This is a genomic window from Synechococcus sp. HIMB2401, from assembly GCF_042883245.1.
Lineage (GTDB): Bacteria > Cyanobacteriota > Cyanobacteriia > PCC-6307 > Cyanobiaceae > Parasynechococcus.
In genome coordinates this window covers 58998-80648 of the sequence record NZ_JBDJKK010000003.1, presented here as the reverse complement: position 1 = coordinate 80648, position 21651 = coordinate 58998, and the positions used below count along the sequence as shown (strand labels likewise).

The 21651-nt window shown below is 63.2% G+C and carries 21 protein-coding genes, 3 tRNA genes and 1 other RNA gene; 11 read left to right on the top strand and 14 right to left on the bottom strand.

All coding sequences use genetic code 11. The features are described 5' to 3' along the window. Position 1: 1 nt before the first annotated feature. Together AAXE93_RS08385 and AAXE93_RS08380 are read right to left on the bottom strand one after the other, a co-directional pair. A complete protein-coding gene (locus AAXE93_RS08385; RefSeq protein ID WP_114988632.1) occupies positions 2-670 on the bottom strand; it encodes an ATP-dependent Clp protease proteolytic subunit in 669 nt (222 codons plus the stop codon). 24 nt (positions 671-694) lie between these two features. Continuing rightward, positions 695-1852: a PIN/TRAM domain-containing protein gene (locus tag AAXE93_RS08380; protein WP_115008736.1), complete on the bottom strand. Its 1158-nt coding sequence runs from the start codon at positions 1850-1852 to the stop codon at positions 695-697. Between the two features lie 39 nt (positions 1853-1891). Between AAXE93_RS08380 and hemW the strand changes: the two genes are divergently transcribed. Then, a complete protein-coding gene (gene hemW / locus AAXE93_RS08375) occupies positions 1892-3097 on the top strand; it encodes a radical SAM family heme chaperone HemW (RefSeq protein ID WP_186495721.1) in 1206 nt (401 codons plus the stop codon). Here hemW and panB read toward each other — a convergent pair. Next, complete coding sequence (gene panB / locus AAXE93_RS08370; RefSeq protein WP_115008738.1) at positions 3009-3824, bottom strand: 3-methyl-2-oxobutanoate hydroxymethyltransferase; 816 nt, start codon at positions 3822-3824, stop codon at positions 3009-3011. The two genes, hemW and panB, sit on opposite strands and share 89 nt — an antisense overlap. 43 nt (positions 3825-3867) lie before the next feature. On the opposite strand from panB, the gene ffs reads away from it, so the two are divergent. Beyond that, positions 3868-3965: signal recognition particle sRNA small type (ffs, locus tag AAXE93_RS08365), an RNA gene on the top strand. 41 nt (positions 3966-4006) lie between these two features. Here ffs and ftsZ read toward each other — a convergent pair. From ftsZ to miaB, 5 genes are all read right to left on the bottom strand, one after another. Continuing rightward, positions 4007-5116, bottom strand: coding sequence for a cell division protein FtsZ (gene ftsZ, locus AAXE93_RS08360; RefSeq protein ID WP_115008739.1), 1110 nt, complete (start codon positions 5114-5116; stop codon positions 4007-4009). A 124-nt stretch (positions 5117-5240) separates the two neighbouring features. Then, on the bottom strand, positions 5241-6080 hold the full coding sequence (locus AAXE93_RS08355) for a cell division protein FtsQ/DivIB (RefSeq protein WP_390129914.1): 840 nt from the start codon (positions 6078-6080) through the stop codon (positions 5241-5243). Next, entirely contained in the window at positions 6068-6478 is a 411-nt protein-coding gene (locus AAXE93_RS08350) for a hypothetical protein (protein ID WP_114988446.1), read from the bottom strand. Before AAXE93_RS08350 ends, AAXE93_RS08355 begins: the two co-directional genes overlap by 13 nt. Positions 6479-6500: 22 nt before the next feature. After that, the gene (locus tag AAXE93_RS08345) at positions 6501-7553 is read right to left on the bottom strand and encodes a D-alanine--D-alanine ligase family protein (protein WP_390129913.1); all 1053 of its coding nucleotides are present in this window, start codon (positions 7551-7553) and stop codon (positions 6501-6503) included. Between the two features lie 51 nt (positions 7554-7604). Further along, positions 7605-8999 (bottom strand): tRNA (N6-isopentenyl adenosine(37)-C2)-methylthiotransferase MiaB, encoded by a 1395-nt coding sequence (gene miaB, locus AAXE93_RS08340; protein ID WP_390129912.1) that lies wholly within the window; start codon positions 8997-8999, stop codon positions 7605-7607. A 74-nt stretch (positions 9000-9073) separates the two neighbouring features. Between miaB and AAXE93_RS08335 the strand changes: the two genes are divergently transcribed. Beyond that, positions 9074-10162, top strand: a complete 1089-nt coding sequence (locus tag AAXE93_RS08335) for a dipeptide epimerase (protein ID WP_390130237.1) — start codon at positions 9074-9076, stop codon at positions 10160-10162. Next, positions 10162-11244 (top strand): DUF1611 domain-containing protein, encoded by a 1083-nt coding sequence (locus tag AAXE93_RS08330; RefSeq protein ID WP_390129911.1) that lies wholly within the window; start codon positions 10162-10164, stop codon positions 11242-11244. The genes AAXE93_RS08335 and AAXE93_RS08330 overlap by 1 nt, the downstream gene beginning before the upstream one ends. 3 nt (positions 11245-11247) lie before the next feature. Here AAXE93_RS08330 and AAXE93_RS08325 read toward each other — a convergent pair. Then, positions 11248-11320, bottom strand: a tRNA-His gene (locus AAXE93_RS08325). An 84-nt stretch (positions 11321-11404) separates the two neighbouring features. On the opposite strand from AAXE93_RS08325, the gene AAXE93_RS08320 reads away from it, so the two are divergent. Genes AAXE93_RS08320 through AAXE93_RS08310 form a run of 3 tightly spaced genes read left to right on the top strand, consistent with a single transcriptional unit; the run spans position 11405 to position 14439 of the window. Then, a complete protein-coding gene (locus AAXE93_RS08320; RefSeq protein ID WP_390130235.1) occupies positions 11405-11794 on the top strand; it encodes a DUF4359 domain-containing protein in 390 nt (129 codons plus the stop codon). Further along, on the top strand, positions 11794-13071 hold the full coding sequence (locus AAXE93_RS08315; RefSeq protein ID WP_390129910.1) for an amidohydrolase family protein: 1278 nt from the start codon (positions 11794-11796) through the stop codon (positions 13069-13071). Before AAXE93_RS08320 ends, AAXE93_RS08315 begins: the two co-directional genes overlap by 1 nt. An 18-nt stretch (positions 13072-13089) precedes the next feature. Continuing rightward, a complete protein-coding gene (locus AAXE93_RS08310; protein ID WP_390129909.1) occupies positions 13090-14439 on the top strand; it encodes an FAD-binding oxidoreductase in 1350 nt (449 codons plus the stop codon). Positions 14440-14442: 3 nt separating this feature from the next. Here the strand turns inward: AAXE93_RS08310 and AAXE93_RS08305 are convergent, their stop codons facing one another. The 5 genes from AAXE93_RS08305 to murA form a co-directional block, all read right to left on the bottom strand. Continuing rightward, positions 14443-14916: a pentapeptide repeat-containing protein gene (locus AAXE93_RS08305; RefSeq protein WP_244278601.1), complete on the bottom strand. Its 474-nt coding sequence runs from the start codon at positions 14914-14916 to the stop codon at positions 14443-14445. Between the two features lie 68 nt (positions 14917-14984). Next, positions 14985-16199 (bottom strand): bifunctional folylpolyglutamate synthase/dihydrofolate synthase, encoded by a 1215-nt coding sequence (locus AAXE93_RS08300; RefSeq protein ID WP_390129908.1) that lies wholly within the window; start codon positions 16197-16199, stop codon positions 14985-14987. Beyond that, positions 16200-17381: an aspartate aminotransferase family protein gene (locus AAXE93_RS08295; RefSeq protein ID WP_390129907.1), complete on the bottom strand. Its 1182-nt coding sequence runs from the start codon at positions 17379-17381 to the stop codon at positions 16200-16202. A gap of 13 nt (positions 17382-17394) precedes the next feature. After that, a tRNA-Leu gene (locus AAXE93_RS08290) sits at positions 17395-17477 on the bottom strand. A gap of 33 nt (positions 17478-17510) precedes the next feature. Next, positions 17511-18812, bottom strand: a complete 1302-nt coding sequence (gene murA / locus AAXE93_RS08285; protein WP_390129906.1) for a UDP-N-acetylglucosamine 1-carboxyvinyltransferase — start codon at positions 18810-18812, stop codon at positions 17511-17513. Between the two features lie 149 nt (positions 18813-18961). Here murA and AAXE93_RS08280 point away from each other — a divergent pair. From AAXE93_RS08280 to lpdA, 4 genes are all read left to right on the top strand, one after another. After that, positions 18962-19045 (top strand) — tRNA-Leu (locus tag AAXE93_RS08280). Between the two features lie 32 nt (positions 19046-19077). Further along, entirely contained in the window at positions 19078-19326 is a 249-nt protein-coding gene (locus AAXE93_RS08275) for a hypothetical protein (RefSeq protein WP_188021927.1), read from the top strand. Between the two features lie 26 nt (positions 19327-19352). Then, on the top strand, positions 19353-20186 hold the full coding sequence (locus tag AAXE93_RS08270) for a TrmH family RNA methyltransferase (protein WP_390130233.1): 834 nt from the start codon (positions 19353-19355) through the stop codon (positions 20184-20186). Then, positions 20183-21625, top strand: a complete 1443-nt coding sequence (gene lpdA / locus AAXE93_RS08265) for a dihydrolipoyl dehydrogenase (RefSeq protein ID WP_390129903.1) — start codon at positions 20183-20185, stop codon at positions 21623-21625. The genes AAXE93_RS08270 and lpdA overlap by 4 nt, the downstream gene beginning before the upstream one ends. The last annotated feature ends 26 nt before the right edge of the window (positions 21626-21651 follow it).

The following is a 21651-nucleotide window of genomic DNA, read 5'->3' as shown; positions in this document are numbered from 1 at the left end:
GTCAGACGGGGGGATTGCCAGGCAGGTCCTTGCGGCTGCTGAGCACGCGGTCGATCAGTCCGTACTCAACGGCTTGTTGAGGGGTGAGGTAGCTCATCCGGTCGGAGTCCTTGCTCAGCTCCTCCACAGAACGACCTGTGTTGGTGGAGAGGATCTCGAGCATCGCCTGCTTGTTGTGCAGCACTTCTTTGGCCCGGATCTGGATGTCCGTCGCCTGGCCGCGGGCGCCGCTGCGGGGCTGGTGCAGAACGATGGAGGAGTGAGGCAACGCGGCCCGTTGACCTTTGGTCCCTGCCGAAAGAATCACTGCCGCCGTGCCCATGGCCTGGCCGATGCAGATGGTGTGCACCGGAGGCTTCACATAGCGGAGGGTGTCGCAGATGGCGAAGGCTTCGGTTTCGAATCCGATCGCATCACCCGAGTACCAGCTGGTGCCAGTGGAGTTGATATAGAAGTAAATCGGCTTCTCTGGGTTGTCGAACTCCAGATAAAGCAGCTGCGCAATGATTAGCTCAGTCACATCGATGCCCATCTGACGCTTGGCGTCGTCGTCAGAGAACAGGGGCAAGCCCAGGTAGACGATCCGCTCCTTGAGCAGGAGTGAGGGAAGGTCAGGAGGTGGTGTGCGCATCACGGCGCTGTCGCCGTAGTACGGGGCCGAAGTTGTCATCTCCACCATCGCGGTGGAGCGAGCCTAGCCGGGGTCAGCGGGCTTGCGGTTGCTGGTTTTGGCCGGTTTTCCCTGACTTTTCGATTTGGATGAGGGCTTGGTGTCGGTTGATGCATCGTTCTCGTCCAACCGTGCAAACACCATGCGCCCGGTTGGGGTTTGCAGGGCACCGGTCACCACCACAGGTTTGCGTTGGCCGATCAGCGATTTCGCCTCGTTGACCACCACCATCGTTCCGTCATCGAGGTAGCCGACACCCTGGCTGTCTTCCTTGCCCTCTCGCACGATCTTGAGTTTGAGCTCATCGCCTGGTTGCACTTCAGGCCGCAACGCGATCACCAGCTCACTCAGATTCATCACCTTCAGGTCTTTGACCTGGGCCACCTGCGCCAGGTTGAAGTCTGCGGTCACCAGCGTGCCGCCGGTGTCGGATGCCAACTGCAGCAATCGGTCGTCCGTTCCCTTGCCGTCGTAACGGGTGCTGTTGATCACCAACCGCCGCCCGTAGGTTTCCCGCAGATCCTTCAGAAGCTTCAGGCCACGTCGGCCCTTGGCCCGCTTTTCGATGTTGGTGGAATCCGACAGCTGCTGCATCTCATCGATCACCGATTCGGCAACGATCACCTGCCCTTCCAGCAATCCGCAGGCGAGCATGCCGCGGATCCGGCCATCGATGATCACGCTGGTGTCCAGGATCTTGGCCGTGGCGGGGGTCAGCACCCCATCAGCCACCAGCAGCGCCTCCGTGCTCGCGGGATTGAACAGGCGCAGCAGCGTGCGGCCGTGAACTTCCGCCAGGTTGCTTCCGAGAATTCCAAAAAAGACATTGCTCACCACCGCCAGAAGGGGTTTGAGCAGAACAATTCCTCCGGAGAACGGAAGCAGCAGAACAGGCAGCAGCAGCAGGTTGGCCACTAGCAACCCCAGGATCAGGCCGACAGCCCGGCTCACCAGCAGATCGGTGGGCATGGTGCGCACCTGTTGCATCAGGCGCACCCGCAGCTTTTTGAACACCAGGCCGGCGATCAAGCCAATGCCACCGCCAGCTCCGCTGAGCTGGAGACGCAACTGTTCAGCATTGGTGGTTGCACTCACCAGGCCGTCGGGCAGCAAGTGAATCCCCATCCACCCGGCAGCTGCACCGGAAACCACAAACAGAAGCAGGATGAGCGGATCCACCATGGGTTCAGGTCGTGGCAGCTCGATCCGGATGCCAGAAGCATGCCTTATCCCATCCCGCCCCGCAGCGCCTACCTCCACATTCCCTTCTGCCACCGGCGCTGTTACTACTGCGATTTCGCAGTGGTTCCCTTGGGGGACCAGGCCCGCGCTGACGATGGGCCTGGCAGTCGCTCGATCCGTGAGTACCTGAGCCTGCTGCATCGGGAAATCGCCTCTGCCCCAGGGGGTCCTCCCTTATCCACCGTGTATATCGGCGGGGGAACGCCATCGCTGTTGTGCCCCGATCAGATCGGAGCACTGATCGATGCCTTGGCCAACAAATTCGGTCTTCAACCGGGTGCGGAAATCACCCTGGAGATGGATCCGGCCACCTTTGATGCCGCGCAGTTGGCCTCCGTTCTGGCCCATGGCGTGAACCGCATCAGCCTGGGGGGGCAGAGCTTTGATGATGCTGTGCTCGAGCAGCTGGGGCGTCGGCATCGCCAGAGCGACCTCCATGCGGCGATCGACTGGCTGGTTCTGGCCTGGCGCGATGGCGCGCTTCGGTCCTGGAGTCTCGATCTCATCCAGAACCTCCCGGGCCAGACCCTGGCCGGGTGGGATGCGCAGTTGGATCAGGCCATTGCCAGTCAGGCTCCCCATCTCTCGATTTACGACCTCTCGGTGGAGCCGGGCACGGTGTTTGATCGCCAACGAACGCTTGGCCTGTTGCAGCTGCCGGAGGACGACCTGGCCGTTGCCTTGATGGAGCGGACCACACAACGGCTGTCGGCTGCTGGACTCAGCCGCTACGAGATTTCCAACCATGCCCGTCCGGGCCATGCCTCCCGTCACAACCGGGTGTACTGGAGCGGTGCCGGCTGGTGGGGTTTTGGTATGGGAGCGACATCAGCACCCTGGGGGGTGCGTTTGGCGCGACCCCGCACCCGCGCCGCCTACGCGGAATGGCTGGATCATCCTCCTGAGGAATCAGTCGCCGAGGCTGGGCTCCCTCTGGATGATCAATTGCTGGTGGGTCTGCGGCGCCGGGAAGGGGTGACCCTTCAAGGTCTTGATGCCGACGCCCTTGAGCACCGCTGGCAACCGTTCGTTGAGCGTGGATGGCTGCAGCAGCGGGCAGGCCGTTGGTGCCTCACCGACCCCGAGGGCATGGCCCTCAGCAATCAGGTGCTGATTGAGGTGATTCTGTGGTGGGAAGAGTGTTGTTCCGGGTCTGCTGGACCCAACCCTTCAACGCGTCGATGAACAGGCGGCGGCCATCCACCAGCGCTGGGCTGAAGGGAGGTTGTTTGGCGGTGAGCCCCAGCAGGTCTGCGGTGACGCGCACCTGGCCGTCGCAGCCGTCACCTGCCCCGATGCCGATCACCGGGATGGTCAGGGCCTGCTGCACCCGGCACGCCAGCTCGGCAGGAACATGTTCCAACACCAGGGAGAAGCAGCCCTTCTGCTCGAGGGTGCGCGCCTGATCAACCAGGCGTTCCTGGCTGATGGCGTCCGTGGCCTGGCGCCTGTACCCCAGGCGATGCACGGCCTGGGGGGTGAGGCCCAGATGCCCCATCACGGGAATGCCCATGCGCACCAGACGGTCGATTACGGCGACAACCTCGGGTTCCGCCCCCTCCAATTTCACCGCCGCTGCGCTGGACTCCTTCAACAAACGCCCTGCAGCCGCCACGGCGCGGTCTTCGCCGCACTGGTAGCTGAGAAAGGGCAGGTCACAGACCAGCAGGGGCTGGTCGGCCGGCATGGCCGTCAATCCCCGGGCCACCGCCTGGGTGTGATGAAGCATCTGGTCCAGGCTCACCGGGAGTGTTGTGGCATGGCCCAGCGCCACCATCGCCAGTGAATCACCGATCAGCAGCACGTCTGCACCGGCGGCCTCGGCCAGAGCTGCAGAGAGGCTGTCCCAAGCGGTGAGCACGGCGATGGGTTGGCCCTTCTGCTTGAAGCGGGTCAGATCAGAAGGACGCATGCAGCTTCAGAACCCCTCGGGGGCTCATTGCTAGCATTCGGTCGATTCGGGCCTATGCGGCTCTGACGCCCAAATCTGGTCAGGACCGGAAGGGAGCAGCCACACGGGATGCTCAGGGCAGGCGTGGGTTCCGGGTCACCACATTCAAGTGAGCTGTCAGACCGCTGGGCCTGACAGCGATCTCACAAGCTGCCGTTGTCCTGTTGCTGACGGCGACGCAGGAACTCAGGAATGCGGGCGCCGTTCTCTTCGGGCTCCCCACGATTCAGCATTCCGGGCACGGAGCGGCTGCGCTCGCTGCGGTAAGGCTGCTTGTTCTCGAAGCCTGTAGCGATCACCGTGACGTGGATTTCCCCTTCGAGGGCCTCATCCACCACAGCGCCCACGATGATGTTGGCTTCGGGATCAACAACGTCGTAGATCACCTCGGAAGCAGTGGTCATGTCCTCCAGGGTCATGTCTTTACCACCGCTGATGTTGATCACACAGCCCTTGGCGCCATCGATGCGCTCGGTTTCCAGCAGCGGGCTTGCAATCGCGGCTTGGGCTGCTTCCACGGCTCTTGAGCGACCGGAACCGATGCCGATGCCCAGCAGTGCTGTGCCTGCTTCGGTCATCACGGAGCGAACGTCAGCAAAGTCAACGTTCACCAGGCCCGGGCAGGTGATGATATCGCTGATGCCTTTGACGCCCATGCGCAGGACGTCGTCCGCACTCCGGAAGGCTTCCTGAAGGGGAGCTCCGCCGATGGCATCACGCAGGCGGTCGTTGGGGATCACGATCAGGGTGTCCACGTGTTCCGCCAACCGAGCGATGCCTTCGTCGGCCTGACGCATGCGACGACGGCCCTCGAAGCTGAACGGCTTGGTCACGATGCCCACGGTGAGAGCACCGACTTCACGGGCGACTTCGGCCACCACTGGTGCTGCACCAGTCCCCGTTCCACCGCCCATGCCAGCGGCAATGAACACCAGATCGGAGCCCTGCAGTGCATCGTGCAGATCCGTGCGGGATTCCTCAGCTGCCTTCTGGCCGATGGTGGGGTTGCCGCCGGCACCCAGTCCGCGGGTCAGGGTCTGCCCCAACTGCAGCCGTTGCTGGGCCTGCGACTGGATCAGGGCCTGGGCATCGGTGTTGAGAACGCGGTATCCAACCCCCTCAAGGTCGCTGAGGATCATGCGGTTGACGGCATTGCTGCCGCCACCCCCAACGCCGATGACCTCGATGCGGGCGGACTGGCTGGGCTGGATACCAGCTGCCGTGAAAGACCCTGAGCCGCTCACCATCTCCATCGTCGAGGCAGAACCGTGTGGTTGCGTTGCATTATGTCCCTGAAGCCTTGTCTCGGCTTCAAGAGATCACAAACCCGGCGCTGAGGTTGTGGTCTCCAGATTTTCCACCCGAAGATTTCAGGGTTCAGTTTTGGGCTGCTTGGGGGGCGGGGGGCGCCGGCAGTTGCAGTTCCGGGCGGTCCGGATTGCTGAGATCAAGGCTGCTGTGATGGGCTCCGCGCAGGTGCTTTGGAAACGTCTTGTTCAGATGGAGGATCGTTTCGATCTGGGCATTCAGGAGGGCCGGTTCGCCACCGAGATCAATCCGGCCCAGCTCGGTGGTGATCAGACTGATGTTGCCGTTGGGATCAAGCACGATGGCTTTCAGCATCCCGCCGATGCGATTCCGTTGTTGCAGCAGCGCAGCGACCTGACCGCGTTGCGGGGCATTCCATCCCCGCACCATGATGTCTGTGAGCGGATCTGCTACGGCGTCGCTCAGGGGAATCCATCCACCTGCGGCGTTGAGCAGCCCCCGTTCCCGTCCAGCGGGTCCACGACGCTCAGCGCGTGCGATGGGAATCTCCGGCTTCAGGCTGATGACGAGGCGAGCGGGGAACATTCGGCGCTGCACGTGAGCGCTGTGAACCGGTAAAGCCCCGACCAGGTGTTGTTCCAGTTCCCTCGGACTGACCTCCAGCAGGGGTGATGGAAGGCGCAGCTTGGCCGCCTCGATCACCTGATTGGTCTCAAGGGCAGCACCACCCGTCAGGATCACTGCCTCAGGGCTCCGCAGCGTCCAGCCATGGCGCAGCAAGATCCAGCTGAATCCGCCACTGAGCAGCAGCAAGGCCACAAAGCGCCAGAGCTGAAGCAACAGGGTCTGACGGCGCTGCCGGCGTAAGTCCCGGCGCCGAGCGACCTGCGCGGAAACCGGCCGTTGGGAGGATTTGTTGTTTCTCGAAACCCGGCTCACAGGTCGCATCGGGCCCGTGCCATCAGCTGCTCACCCCAGCTGCGCGCGCGGTCGGCATCAGAGAAGGGCACATCCATCTGCAGATCTTTGCCGATAAGGCGCAGCCGACAACGCCCCTGGGATTCATCGGTGAGGGGCGCATCACCGGACGCCAGCGACATCAGCTCCACAAGCTCGAGTTTGCAGACGTCAAACGAGCCCTGATCCTGAAAACTTCCCGCCTCGAAGCTGCTCCAGTGCAGTTCTCCGTCTTTCAGACGGGCACCACCACAACCATCGAGCTTGGCGAGTTCGGAGCCTTCGGCCCAGGTGCGAAACAGGTTTTGGCGCCGCCGTTCCAGCCATCCGAGAGATGCCAGCAGCACAAAGGCCAGCAGCAGAGGAAACCAGAGCAGTCCGTGGCTCATGGGTAGGCGAAGGACGCTGCGTTCATTCTCCTGCGGTTTGGATCAGTTTGTGCACCAACTGTTCGAGTGTTACGCCGCTGGCCGCCCAGAGCATCGGGAACATGCTCTGGGCCGTGAAACCAGGCAGGGTGTTGATTTCGTTGATCCAGAGCTGATCGTTGGCGTCGTCGTAGAAGAAATCCACCCGACCCATGCCGTTGACGCCCACGGCAGCGCAGGCCTGCAGGGCCTGGGCGCGGATGCGGTCAGCTACTTCATCCGGCAGAGGAGCGGGAATCAACGTGGTGCTGCGCCCTGCGGTGTATTTCGTCTCGTAGTCGTACCAGTCCGCATCAAAACGAACCTCACCGATCACCGACGCTTCGAGCATGCGTCCCCCCAGGACGGCGCATTCCACCTCTCGGGCGTTGACGCCCTGCTCCACCACCAGCCTTGGATCGAGCGCTGCAGCCTGATTGAGGCCTGCTTCCAGTTCTTGGCGGGAACGCACCTTGCTGATGCCCACCGAGGAGCCGAGATTGGCGGGCTTCACAAAGTAGGGGTAGTTCAGTTCACGTTTAATCCGATCCATGAGGGCCGATCGGCTGATCGCGTTCTCGAGTTCGGACGCGTGCAGGGCCACATAGGGCACCTGGGACAGCCCGGCGCTGGCGAAAGCAGATTTCATCGCCTGCTTGTCCATGCTGACAGCTGAGCCGAGCACGCCGGCACCAACGAACGGTTTGCCGGTCAGCTGGAACAACCCCTGAATAGTGCCGTCTTCTCCATTGGGACCATGCAGCACCGGGTACCAGAGTTCGACCGCATCACATCCCTCCGGGAACCCCTGGAATCCTGATGGGGGCAGAGGTGGGTTGAGCTCCGGTGCGGTTTCGGAGGCCAGGGTTGCTTCGGACAGATCTGTTCCCCACCAGCGACCATCACGGTCGATGTAGATCGGCTGCACCGTGTATCGCTCTCGGTTCTGCCCGCTGCGCAGGCCTCGGACGACGGTCGCCGCAGATCGGATCGACACGTCATGCTCTCCAGAGCGGCCTCCAAAGACGAGCCCGACCGTGATGGGACTGGACGGCATGAATGCGGCGACCCCTGAGCGGTGGGAGCGCCAAAGGTATCAGCGTTGTGCTCAGTGGGGCAGGGGGCTGCCGCTGAGTGAAAAGGAGCGCACCGCATCGATGCGCACCGGCACGAGATCGCCCGCTTGATAGGCACGACCATCCGCTCCGGTGGAGCTGAAGAAGGTCAGGCGATTGGTGCGGGTTCGCCCCATCAGCTGCGATGGGTCCTTGGGGTTGATGCCCTCCGCAAGCACTTCTTCCGTGCGCCCCTCGTAGCGGGCATTGGCCTTGCGGGCGCAGCGTTCCACCAGGGCATTAATTTCGCGAAGGCGTTCCACCTTCACCTCCTCCGGCAGCTGGTTGTCCCAATGGGCTGCAGGGGTATTGGGCCGGGGTGAATAGGCCGCTGTGTTCACCTGATCGAAACCGATCTCTTCGATCAGATCGAGGGTGCGGCGGTACTGCGCATCGGTTTCGCCAGGGAAGGCAACGATCACATCGGCACTGAGGGAGGCATCGGGCATGCGCTCACGGATGCGGTCGATGATCCGCCGGTAGCGCTCAACGGTGTAGCCCCGGGCCATGGCCTGCAACACGTCGTTGTCCCCGCTCTGAAACGGAATGTGGAAGTGTTCACAGAGCTTGGGCAGGTCGGCACAGGCATCGATCAGCCGCTCGGTGAAGTAGCGCGGATGGCTGGTGGCAAAACGGATCCGTTCAATGCCCTCCACGTCGTGGACGTGATGGAGCAGATCGGTGAGGGTGTGTTGGCGGCGACCCTCCGGCGTGATGCCCGGCAGATCCCGGCCATAGGCATCAATGTTCTGGCCGAGCAGGGTGATTTCCTTGTAGCCCTGGGCGGCAAGACCCTCCATTTCCAGCTTGATCGCCTGGGGCAGCCGTGATTGTTCATTGCCGCGCACGGAGGGCACCACGCAGTAGGTGCAACGTTCGTTGCAGCCATAGATCACGTTCACCCAGCCGCAGATGCTGCTGTCCCGGCGGGCCGTGGTGATGTCTTCAAGGATGTGGTGGTCTTCGGTGGCGACCACCTGCTGACCGCTGTCCACCTGCAGCAGCAGGGTTTCCAGGCGATTGGCGTGTTGCGGTCCCATCACCAGATCCAGCTCCGGCACCCGCCGGAGCAAGGATTCGCCCTCCTGCTGGGCAACACAGCCCGCCACCACCAGGGTGAGATTGGGGTTGCTGCGTTTCCTCTGGGCCTGTCTGCCGAGGTAGCTGTAAACCTTCTGCTCGGCGTTGTCCCGGATGGTGCAGGTGTTGTAAAGCACCAGATCGGCATCCAGTTCGGCTGACGCCTCCCGGTAGCCCATGGCCTCCAGGATTCCCGCCATCCGTTCGGAATCCGCCTTGTTCATCTGGCAGCCGAACGTGGTGATCCAATAGCTGCCCCGCTGGGGGTTGGCGGTGGCGTCAGTGGCGAGGGGGGCGGAGGCGACCAAATCTCTGGCTCAAGCCTTCTCAGTGTGAGTCACAGCGGTGTTGTGTCAGTTTGGAGATTGACAGCCGGATGGCGATGGGCTGGGCCCTCACTCGGTTTTCGCTCACCAAGGCCGTGCCCCTCACGATCAGCCGGGGCACCACCGCTGCCGTGGTGCGGTTGGAGCTCAGGTTGGAACGTGATGGGCTGGTGGGCCGCGGCGAGACCGGGGGATTTGAGACCGGCCACCGAGCCTTTGCCCTTGAGGCTGTGGAACAGGAACTGCTGGGGCTTTTGCCGCAACTGGAAGCTCTGGATCCCCACCGTCCGCAACGGTTTGAGCCCCTGCTTGCATCCCTGAGTCCCCCGGCCCGTTGTGCTGTCGATCTGGCCTTGTGGGACTGGCATGGGCAACGGCTCGGCCATCCGCTGTGGCGGCTCTGGGGATTGGACCCAGCCGAGGGTGTGGCCACCAGCGTCACCCTGGGACTGGCTTCTGTGGATGCCGTGTTGGATCGTCTCGAACGCTGGTGGACGCAGCTGCCGGCGACGCGGGTGAAGCTCAAGCTGGGCAGCCCCGACGGCTTGGACCACGACCTCAGCATGTTGGAAGCGGTGGCCCAGGCCATCAAGGATCGATCCCAGCGGGAGGGTGTCGCCATCGAACTGCAGGTGGATGCCAATGGCGGATGGACTGTGAATCAGGCCAGGCAAATGCTGGAGCCCCTGGCCGCACAACAGGTGGTGCTGCTGGAGCAGCCTTTGGCTCCAGATTTGGATCCCACGCGGGACACAGCGGGATTCGCGGCGCTGCACCCGCACTGTCCGATGGCCTTGGTGGCGGATGAAAGTTGCTGGGATCTGGAGGATCTGCTGCGCCTGGCCCCAGTGGTGGATGGTGTGAATCTCAAGCTGCTCAAGACCGGGGGGCTCAGTCAGGCCTTGTCAATGGCCCAAGTGGCGCAGAAGAAGGGGCTGGATCTGATGGTGGGTTGCTACTCCGACAGTTCGTTGTTGAACGGTGCAGCGGCCCAGATCTTGCCTCTGATTCGTTGGCCGGATCTCGACAGCCATCTCAACTTGGTGGATGACCCCTTTGTTGGCCTTGAGTTGCAGGACGATCGTCTGCGGCCTTCGGCGATGGCTGGATTGGGGATCCGCCAGGCAGGAGGCACAGCAGCGTGATGAGCGGGATTCAAGCGCCGTCGGGATTTCGGGAAATGCGGTTGGTGCTGCTCCAACACGGTGGTTTGGCCAGCCTCACCGGCAAGACCGGTCTGGCCATGCTCCGACACCGTGCTGGACCGATCGTCGCGGTGATCGATCCCGACCATGCGGGCCAGTCTCTGCAACGCGTCACCGGCATCGAGCGTGATGTGCCGGTGGTGGCGGACTTGTCTGCTGCTCTGCCCTACGAGCCTGAGGTTGCTGTGGTTGGCCTGGCTCCTTCGGGGGGGCGGCTGCCTGATCCTGTTCGCCACGACGCCTTGGCGGCGTTGCGCGCAGGCCTTCATCTCGCCAGCGGACTTCACACCCGCCTGGCCGATGATCCTGAACTGGCAGACGCCTGCTGGCCCGACCGTTGGATCTGGGATCTGCGCCGGGAGCCGGAAGGACTCAACGTTGGCCAGGCACGCGCCGCAGAGCTTCCCTGCTGGCGCCTTCTGGCCATTGGCACCGATATGGCTGTCGGCAAGATGAGCGCATGCTTGTCTCTCCTGGAGGCAGCCCAGCGCTCCGGGATCCCCGCGCGCTTTGTGGGTACAGGGCAGGCCGGAATTCTGATCAGCGGAGAAGGGGTCGCCCTGGATGCTGTGCGCGTCGATTACGCCGCGGGTGCGGTGGAGGCGGCGGTGCTTCGCGCGGCGGCTGCTCTGCCTGAGCAGGGCCTTGTGCTGGTGGAGGGGCAGGGATCGCTCTGCCATCCGGCCTCCACGGCCACGTTGCCCTTGTTGCGGGGCACGCAGCCGACGGCCCTGTTGCTCGTGCATCGGGCAGCACAGCAGACCATCGATCGGCTGCCTGAGATCCCGCTTCCAAACCTTGAGGCCTTGGTGGCCACCACAGAATCCCTGGCGAGCTGGGCGCGGCCTGATGGGGCTGCTGAGCCAGCCAAGGTGGCCGCTGTCGCCCTCAACACCGGCCGCCTTGATGAGGCTCAGGCTCGAGACGAGGTGGAGCGCATCCGCCAGACGCTTGGTCTGCCCTGCACGGATCCGATCCGCTGGGGAGCAGAACCGCTACTCAGGGCTTTGTTGAGTTGTTGAGAGGGCGAGCGAGGGGATTCGAACCCCCGAATAGCGGCGCCACAAGCCGCTGCCTTAACCACTTGGCGACGCCCGCCGCGTCCGTGAGAATCTACCAACACGAGCTGCAGCCTGCCTGGTGTCCCCTTCATCGCGTCCGCAAGGTCGGTCTGCTCTGGCGATGTTGGCGGGGGGGATTGCAGCGGTCGGGGTGCTCTCGCTGGTGGTGTCCAACCCGTCGTTGGAGGACTATCAAACCCATGCCGGTGATCAGCTGGTCCGGTTGGGCACCAAGGAACTGTGCGACGAGCCGACCCTGCCGATGGTTCTGCGTCTCTGGATTCGCAATTGCCCTGAGCTAATTGCCTCCCAGCGGGATGCACTGGCGGCGTTGGCGGGTCAGTTCACCACCCGTCGAAACTTGTTGGTGGCCAGTCTGTATTCCACCCGGATGGAAAGGAAAGAGATGCTGCCCGGTCTGCGCCTGCCTGGTTTTGAAGTGCTCAGCCTTGGTGTGGCCGGTCGTTTCGTGGTCCTCAGCACCGATGCCAGCAACGGTGCTGAGCGGTGATGGACGTCCCGTCGCTTGAGTCCAAGCCGGGGAGTGGCGTCCTTGAGGCCTGGGCGCCCCTGGCACTGCTGGATTTCGCCCCTTCAATGCCCTTGCCGGAGGTTGAGAAGCAAGGGCTGACGCCAGTGCGTCTGGCTTGGGAGCAGGGGCGTCTGCGGGAGCCCCAGCCCCTGTCTGCCGAACGCGTGCCACCGTCTCGAATGGTGTTGCCGCGCTTGGTCGACTGCCATGTCCATCTGGACAAGGCCTACACCTGGGAGGAGCATCCCAACCTCAGCGGCAGCTACGGGGGTGCCCTGGAGGCCAACCTGCGGGAGCACAGCTCCCGAACCGTGGCCTGCGTGCTTCAACGCGGAGAACGCGCCATGGAGAGAGCATTCGCCCATGGGCTGCGGGCCATGCGCAGCCATGTGGACAGTGGTGGCCCTGGTGCTGAGCCCAGCTGGGATGCCTTGCTCACTCTGCAGCAGCGCTGGCGCCGCCGCATCGACTTGCAGCTGGTGGCGCTGGTGCCCTTGGAATTCTGGTGTTCAGCTGAAGCGGATGCTCTGGCGCGTCGTGTGGCCGCCAGTGGCGGCTGTCTTGGTGGTGTTCTGACACCTCCTTGTGGATCGGCCGTGGTCACGGAGCAGTTGGAGGTGTTGTTGCGCCTGGCTGATCGCCACAACTGCGGCGTCGATCTCCACATCGATGAGGCGGATCACGGTGCGGCGCAGGGCATGGTTCAGCTGTTGAAGGCCCTGCTGCGCGTGCCGGTGCAGGTTCCCGTCACCTGCAGCCATGCCAGCAGTCTTTCCCTTCTGCCGGCGTCCTCTCTGGCGCGGTTGGCAGAGCGCATGGCAGCAGCGCAGCTCAGTGTGATTGCCCTGCCCCTGACCAATGCCTGGTTGCTCGCACGGGCGGACGATGCCACCCCCCTTCAGCGTCCGCAGGCCCCGATCCGTCAGTTGCAACGTTCCGGTGTTCCGGTGGCGGTGGCGGGTGACAACGTGGCCGACCCCTGGTTCCCGGGAGGCGACTTCGACCCCTTGGCCCTGCTGGCTGCATCGATGCCCTTGACTCAGTTGTTGCCCTGGCAGCGTCTGGGCCTGGCCCCTTTCACCACGGCACCGCCGGCCATTCTTCAACTGGAATGGGATGGGGTGCTGCGGGCCGGCGCTCCTGCCGATCTGATCAGCATGGAGGGCCAGGGATGGTCGGACCTGATCCGTTCTGCTCCGCAGCGTCAGGTTCTCGTGGACGGCCACTGGCAGTCGTCGCCAGGCGCTAGACCCTGACCAGTGTTCCGCCACGCCATGGGTCGCGCCGAAGCCTTGATTGCCCTGCGGCAAGCCCTCAGCGTTGATCCGGAACTGGAGTTGTTGGATGAACCGGGGGAGCTGCAGCGCCATTCCCGGGATGCCTTTGAGTACTCCCCCGTGCTGACGCCGCGGCTGGAGGCCTGCCGTGCTGAGTTGGTGGTGCGTCCGCGCACGGTGGATGCCGTTGAACGGCTGGCTTCGGCCTGCGCCGAGCACCAGGTTCCCTTAACCCTGCGCGGCTCTGGGACAGGGAACTACGGCCAGTGTGTGCCTCTGCAGGGCGGCGTGGTGATGCTCACCACGGCCCTGCGGCAGATCCGCTCGATTGATCCGATCACCGGGGTGGTGACCGTGGAATCGGGCTGTGTGATGCGCGATCTGGATCAGGAGTTGCGCCGCCATGGACGCCAGCTGCGCTTGATGCCCAGCACCTGGCGCAGCGCCACCATTGGCGGCTTTGTGGCAGGGGGCTCTGGGGGCATCGGTTCCCTGCGCTGGGGCTTCCTGCGGGATCCAGGTCATCTGCTCGGGTTGGAGATCGTGCCGCTACGCCCCGATGCCCGGCGCCATCAACTCGGCGAGATGGATGCGGAGGCTTTGAATCACGCCTACGGCACCAACGGCATCATCACGGCCCTCAGCCTGGCCACAGCTCCAGCGGTCAACTGGCACCAGGTGAGCGTGGACTGCGAGCACTGGGAGCAGGCGATTGAGCTGATGCAACGGATCGCTGCCTCGGCCTTGGATCTCCATTTGGCGAGCCTGCTGGAACAGCCGCTGTTGCCCCGGATGCCCAGCTGGGGTGGTCCTGCCGTCTCGGCGCACCGGCTGCTGTTGCTCGTTGCAAACGATGGGCTCAACAGCCTGCAACGGATGGCGCAGTCAGCTGGCGCCATCCTGCGGGATCTCGGCCCTGAGGATCTCTCCGGGGGCAATGGCTTGCGCGAGCTGAGCTGGAACCACACCACCCTGCATGTGCGGGCTTCAGAGCCGGGATGGACCTACCTGCAGATGTTGTTGCCGCAACCGGAGGCCCCAGCGATGGCGGCCTTGAAGCAGCGCTGGGGTGATGCCCTGGTCTGGCATCTCGAGCTTGTGCGTCAGCAGGGCTGTCCTCGGCTGGCGGCTCTGCCGCTCGTGCGTTGGCAGGGGGCAGATAAGCTAAACCGGTTGATGGACGACTGCAGGGCCGCGGGTGCCGTGTTGTTCAACCCCCACGTGATCACCGTGGAAGACGGCGGCCTTGGCGTCATCGATGCCGATCAGGTGGCGGCCAAGCAGCGCTTTGATCCCGAGGGCCTGCTCAATCCCGGCAAGCTTCGAGGTTGGGAAGAGCGCTCCTGAGGATCAGCAGCCCAAGCTGTCGAAGGTGGAAACTCCGGTGCTGGGGTTGATGCCATCGGCCTCGCTGCACAGCCGGCGTTGATCATCACGATCGAGCAGGGCATCCGTGAAATCGGCCCCCTCGATCTGAGCGTTGCTGAAGCTGCTGCCCGACGCAATGATCCCCGTCAGTACGGCATTGCGTAGATCGGTGGCGACGAAGTCGGCGCGATCCATCAGGGCGTCGGAGAGGTCAGCTCCCTGGAAATCAGCTTCGGCAAAGGCCCCTTGGGTGAGGATCGCGCCATGCAGGTTGGCGCCCCGGAAGTTCGCTCCGCGGCCCACGGCTCCGGCGAAGGATGTGTTGGCCAGGTTCTGCCCCTCGAAGTCGCCGTTGCTCTGGTTGGTGAGCGTGTAGTCCACCTTTTCCTGGAACAGGGCACGATCCTGCAGTCCCACTCCAGCTGAGGTGTCCAAGGCCGGGGCCGGCGTAGCCATGAGCAGGAGGGGCAGGAGAAGGCCCAGCAACCGGGAGATTCGCAGCACAGTTCACGCCCAAGCTGTGCTCACTCTGCCGTTACAACGCCGCGAGCGAACAGGTCACCGATCAGATACAGCGATCCGGCAACAATCGGCATCGGTGTCGGCCATCCATTTCTGCTGAGCTGGTGCAGCACACTTTCGAGGCCGTCGGCCTCTTGCAGCTGGTGCTCGAGCTGGGGCAGTGCCTGGAGGAGGGCCGAACGACTCCAGCTCCTGTGGCTCGGCACGGGAATGATCCAGGCCTGGTCCTGGGGCTGCAGCAGCGTCTGGAGCATGGCGACAGCGTCCTTATGGGCTTGAATCGCCAGGACCCAAACAACACCGTTGCAGGCACCACTCCACTGGCTGCGTTCTTCGGCCAGCTGCACTGCGGCCGGTGGATTGTGGGCTCCATCGAGGCGAAGCGTGTGGACGCCCCAATGCACGGTTTGCAGGCGACCGGGCCAGTGGGCTGTGGCGAAACCCTCCTGAATCACCGCTTCAGGTAACGACCAGCCCAGGCCCGAGAGGGCTTGCAAGGCACCGAGGGCCACAGCGGCGTTGCTGCGCTGAATGGCGCCGGGCAAGCCCAGTTGCCAGCTTGAATTCAGCGGCTTCACCCAGTGGAGCGTGGCCTGCTGAGTGCGGCAGGTTGTTTCCAGGACCTCCTGCACTTCAGGGGCTTGGGCGCCACTGATCACGGTGGCCTGAGGCGGGATCGCTGCCGCTTTTTCGGTTGCGATGGCGGTGAGGCTGTGTCCCAGGTGCTCGCAGTGGTCCATCCCAATGCTGGCGACGGCCACCACTGGACGGCAGGGATGGGCCGTGGTGGCATCAAGCCGTCCCCCCAGCCCCACTTCCAGCACCAGCAGCTCGCAGGCGTGCCGGTGGAACTCCAGCAGGGCGGCGGTCACCAGCAGTTCAAACGGGGTGAGCCGATGCCTTTCGTTCAGGGGCTGGAGCGCCTGCAACCGGCTGCGCAGGGTTTCAACCGCAATGGGGGTCCCCTGGATCCGGATGCGTTCACACCAGCTCACCAGGTGAGGGGAGGTGGTGACCCCGCAGCGGAGGCCGGCGGCACAGAGGGCTGATTCCAGAAAGCTGACGATGGATCCCTTCCCGTTGGTGCCCAGCACCTGAATCGCGGGAATCGTCCGACAGGGATGGCCGAGTTCGTGCAGGGCCGCATCCATGCGATCCAACTGCAGATCCATGCCACGCAGGTCGAAGCGTGGGATCAGATCAGACAGATCGTCCACTCAGCTGAGGCTGGAGAGGGTTGCCGCCAGACGGCGCAGCAGCTCGCGCACCTCGCGCTTGTTGATGGTCAGTGGGGGCACCATGCGCAGCACCGAGGGGCCGGCCGCCACCAGCAGCAGACCATGGTCGATGGCGGCTTTCGCCAGTGCGGGGGCCGTCCAACGGCTGCCCTCCCGGATCACGATGCCCTGCAGCAGGCCCCAGCCCCGCACGCCTTGCAGGTGTTCGGGGAAACAGTTCACAAGCTCCTGGAGTCCGTCGCGCAGTTGTTCGCCTCTGGCTGTGACGTTGGTCAGCAGATCTCGTCGTTCGATTTCGGTGGCCACCGTCAACCCCGCCCGGCAGGCAAAGGGATTCCCACCGAAGGTGCTGGCATGGTCGCCGGGTTCAAACACATCAGCTGACGCGTTCACCAGCAGGGCACCAATGGCATGACCACCGCCCAGGCCCTTGGCCAGGGTGAAGGCGTCAGGGGTGATGCCCAGTTGCTCATAACCCCAGAGGCGGCCACTCCGCCCCATGCCGACCTGCACCTCATCAAGGATCAGCAGGATTTTCCGCTCCGTGCAGATCTCGCGCAGGCGTGAGAAGAAAGTGCGGTCTCCAGGGTTGACGCCACCCTCTCCTTGCAAGGGTTCAACCAGAACGGCCGCGATCGAGGGACCGGACTGTTCGTAGCGGTTTATCAGGGCTTCGAGGACCTTCAGATCGTTGTAGGGGAAATAATCAAACCCGGTCACCATGGGCTCAAAACCCTTGTGGTACTTGGGTTGACCGGTGGCGGTGACCGCCGCGAGCGTGCGGCCATGGAAGCTGGCTGCTGCCGTGAGGATCACCGGCTGTTCGATGCCGCGCCGTTGATGGCCGTGCTTGCGCGCCAGCTTGATCGCGGCCTCATTGGCTTCGGCGCCGGAATTGCAGAAGAAGACGCTGTCGGCACAGCTGTTGCGCACCAGCCAGCTGGCCAGCTCTTCCTGTTCCGGAATCCGATAGAGGTTGGACACATGCTGGAGCCGTCCCAGCTGCTTGCGCAAAGCCCGCTGCATGGCCCTGTCGCTGTGGCCCAGGGTGCAGGTGGCAATGCCAGCAACAGCATCCAGGTAGCGCCGTCCTTGGGTGTCCTTGACCCAGCAGCCCTTTCCCTTGGCCAGAGCCAAAGGGAAACGGCCGTAGGTGTTCATGACGGCGGAGGGATGGGAGCCGGGGGACTTGAACCCCCAAGACCAGTGGCCGGCTGATTTTGAGTCAGCTGCGTCTACCAATTCCGCCAGGCTCCCGCTCAGGGATTGTATTGATTGAAGGGCCCCTCTTCAGAGGATGTTGCGCTTCACCTCAGCGCCGGCAGCGCTGAGCTTGGCTTCGAGGTCGTCGTAGCCCCGATCAAGGTGCTTCAGACCAGCTACTTCGGTGATTCCTTTAGCGGAGAGGCCAGCCAGCACCATGGCAGCGGCTGCACGGAGGTCGGTGCCGGTGACGGGCGCCCCGCTCAGCTGAGCCACGCCTTCAACGATGGCTGTGCTGCCCTTGAGCCGAATCGATGCCCCCATGCGCTGCAGCTCGGCCACATGTTGCAGCCGGTTTTCATAGATCTTCTCGCTGATCACGCTGGTGCCCTTCGCGGTGCACATCAGGGCCATGAACGGTGCCTGAAGATCGGTTGGAAACCCGGGAAACGGTTGGGTGGTGATGTCCACGGCCGTGATCTCGCCGGGGGTGATCGTCACGGCTCTCCCCTTGATCTCGATGGAGCAGCCGCAATCGCGAAGCTTTTGGATCACAGCGCTGAGATGCTCGGGAATCACGGGCTCCACCACCAGTGGTGAGCGCGTGATGGCCGCCGCCATCAGGAACGTTCCGGCTTCGATGCGATCCGGGATCACCGAATAGTTGGTGCAACCACGGAGCCGCTCCACCCCTTGAACGGTGATCACCGGGCCGCCAGCGCCGCTCACCTGGGCGCCCATGCTGTTGAGCAGGTTGGCCAGGTCCTGCACTTCAGGTTCCTGAGCAGCGTTTTCGATGGTGGAGACCCCATCGGCCAGCACCGCTGCCATCAGAATGGTTTCGGTGGCGCCAACGCTGGGGCAGTCGAGCACGATCTGAGCGCCTGTCAGGCGTTTTTTGCTGCCGGGTACTGAGGCCGTGACAATTCCGTGCTCCACGTTGACGACGGCGCCGAGGGCTTTCAGACCGCGGATGTGTTCGACAACGGGACGAGCCCCGATGCGGCAACCCCCTGGCAGGGGGACCCGCGCGTGTCCCAGGCGTCCGAGCAGGGGGCCAATACTGAAAAAACTGGCGCGAAGGCTGTTGACCAGCTCGTAGGGAGGGGCCGAGCCACTGAGCTCGGCGGCGGTGAGGCGAATGCAGTCCGACTGCCTGTCGACCTGAACCCCCAAAGCTTCGAGGATGGCGCTCATGCCATCGATGTCTGTGAGAGAGGGAATTTTGGTCAGTTCAATGGTCTCCTCACTCAGGAGGCTGGCTGTCATCAGCACCAGGGCGGAGTTCTTCGCGCCGCTGACGCGAAGCGTTCCCTTCAAGGCGTGTCCGCCGCAGACATTGAGGCGTTGCTTGAGACTCTCCTGAGACGCTTCTGCAACGGCCATCATCGATGAGCTGATCCCCTATGTCCGGATTTTGGCAACAGTCTTTGAGACCGTCTAGACGGCCGGCGTCCAAACTGGACAGTTTGTTGCGGGGCCGGGGCAGCCACGGATCGGCGATGCCCTATGTTCATCCGGTCGAACACGACACGCCAGCGGATGTGGCGGAATTGGTAGACGCGCTAGTTTCAGGTACTAGTGGTGGCAACATCGTGGGAGTTCAAGTCTCCCCATCCGCACTAACTTTGTCGGGTAGCAGTTCTCGACAACCATGATCGTTCTCAAGATCTCCAATGCTTCGGAAGTTGTTGCTTCCAAGGTTGGCAAGTTCCTTGAGCTGCTCACTCCTGATTCCATCGATCACACCACCGTTGAGGATCAAGTGATCAAGAAGATGATCGAAAACCTTGCGGCGGAGGGAATCAAGGGGGAGATCGCAGCCATCAACGGCCTTGAGTTGGAAGGCGAAAATCTCAGCGTTCACAAAGGCCTGAACGTGCGTAAACACGCAGCGTTCTGAGTCGTTCCCTGGATTCCTCCTCTCCCCTGATCAGCAGCCGACGCAATCCCCTGGTCAAACGGCTGCGAACCCTGGCCACCCGTGCGGGGCGAGAGGCCGAGGGGCAGTTGCTTCTTGAGGGCACCCACCTGTTGCAGGAAGTTCTCAGGCAGGGCAACGCGCCCGAGGAAATCATCGCGACCGAAGCCTGGTTGCAAGGTCATTCGGCCCTGGCTGCACGTTGCTCTCAGGCGCGATGGCGGATCGTCACCGATGAGGTGTTGCGGGCTGCGCTCACAACAGTCACACCCGATGGTGTTGCCTGCCTGAGCCCCCTGGATCGACTGCCCACTGTCCCTCCAGAGCTGGATTTTCTCCTTGTCCTGGATCGGATTCAGGATCCTGGAAATCTGGGCACATTGCTGCGCACAGCCCTCGCGGCTGACGTCAATGCGGTCTGGATGGGAGCTGGTGTTGATCCCCTCGGCACGAAGGTGTTGCGGGCCTCTGCCGGTGCTCTGCTTCAGCTGCCGCATCAACGCTTTGGCCCGAGCGAAGCGATGGCGATTTCACAGCTTCAGCAGGAACTGAAGCAGCTGGTGGCCTTGGGTGTGCAGGTGGTGGCCACCCTTGTGCCCGATGCGACCAAGGCTGACCCCCCTGTTCCCTACTGGGATCTCGACTGGACGCTGCCGACGGCGATGGTGCTGGGAACCGAGGGTGCAGGTCTGCATCCGGACCTGCAAGCCTGCTGCACCCATGCCGTCACGCTCCCCCACAGCGCACGGGTGGAATCCCTGAATGTGGCGTCTGCCGCTGTTCCTCTCCTTCTGGAGCGGCGAAGAGCGACAATGACCGCCACATCGCAGCAGTTCGGGTGAGCGACGCCAGCTTCGACTTCGACGTCATTGTTATTGGAGCCGGCTACGGCGGCTTCGACGCTGCCAAACATGCCGCCGAACACGGCCTGAAGACGGCGATCGTTGAATCCCGAGATATGGGTGGCACCTGTGTTAACAGGGGCTGTGTTCCCTCCAAGGCGCTGCTGGCTGCCAGTGGAAAAGTGCGGGAACTGGCAGACGACAAGCACCTCGCGAGCTTTGGAATTCATGCTGCTCCTGTGCGGTTCGAGCGGCAGAAGATCGCTGATCACGCCAATCAGCTGGTTCAGACCATTCGCACCAACCTCACCAAAACCCTTGAGCGGGCAGGGGTGACGATCCTCCGAGGCCACGGCCGTCTGGAGGGCAGCCAGAAGGTGGGGCTGCGGGAGCCCAGCGGGGTGGACAGGGTGCTGACCGCCAAGGACGTGATCATCGCCACGGGGTCTGATCCCTTTGTGCCGCCAGGCATCGAAACCGATGGCCGCACGGTGTTCACCAGCGACGAAGCCATCAACCTGGAATGGCTGCCCCGTTGGATCGCCATCATCGGCAGCGGTTACATCGGCCTTGAATTCGCTGATGTGTACACCGCCCTCGGTTGCGAGGTGACGATGATCGAGGCCATGGACAAGGTGATGCCCACCTTTGATCCCGACATCGCCAAGATCGCTGGGCGTCATCTGATTGATGGTCGCGATATCGATGCGCGTTCCGGTCTGCTGGCCCGCAAGGTCACCCCGGGCTGTCCCGTGCAGATCGAACTGGCTGATTTCAACAGCCGTGAACTGGTGGAGACCCTTGAGGTGGATGCCGTTCTGGTGGCCACAGGACGTGTTCCCAGCAGCAAGGGCCTCAATCTGGAGTCGCTCAATGTGGAGACGAACCGTGGCTTTGTTCCGATCGACGACGCCATGCGCGTTCTGGTGAACGGCCAACCTGTTCCCCATCTCTGGGCCGTCGGCGACGTGACCGGCAAGCTGATGCTGGCCCACACGGCTGCTGCCCAAGGCACCGTTGCGGTGGACAACATCCTTGGCCATGCGCGCGAGATCGATTACCGCAGCATTCCGGCAGCCACCTTCACCCATCCCGAGATCAGCTCTGTTGGCCTGACTGAGGCGGATGCCAAAGCTTTGGCGGAGAAGGATGGCTTCCAGCTTGGTTCCGTTCGCAGCTACTTCAAGGCCAATTCCAAAGCTCTGGCTGAGCTGGACAGCGATGGCCTGATGAAGCTGCTGTTCAACAAAACCAGTGGTGAAGTGCTTGGCGCCCACATCTATGGACTTCACGCCGCCGACCTGATCCAGGAGGTGGCCAATGCCGTTGCCCGGCGCCAGAGCGTGCGTCAGCTCGCCACCGAAGTGCACACCCACCCGACCCTCAGCGAGGTGGTGGAGGTCGCTTACAAGCAAGCTGCCGCCCAGCTGGCCGCCTGATCCCGTCCCAATTTTTCGTTCCAGTC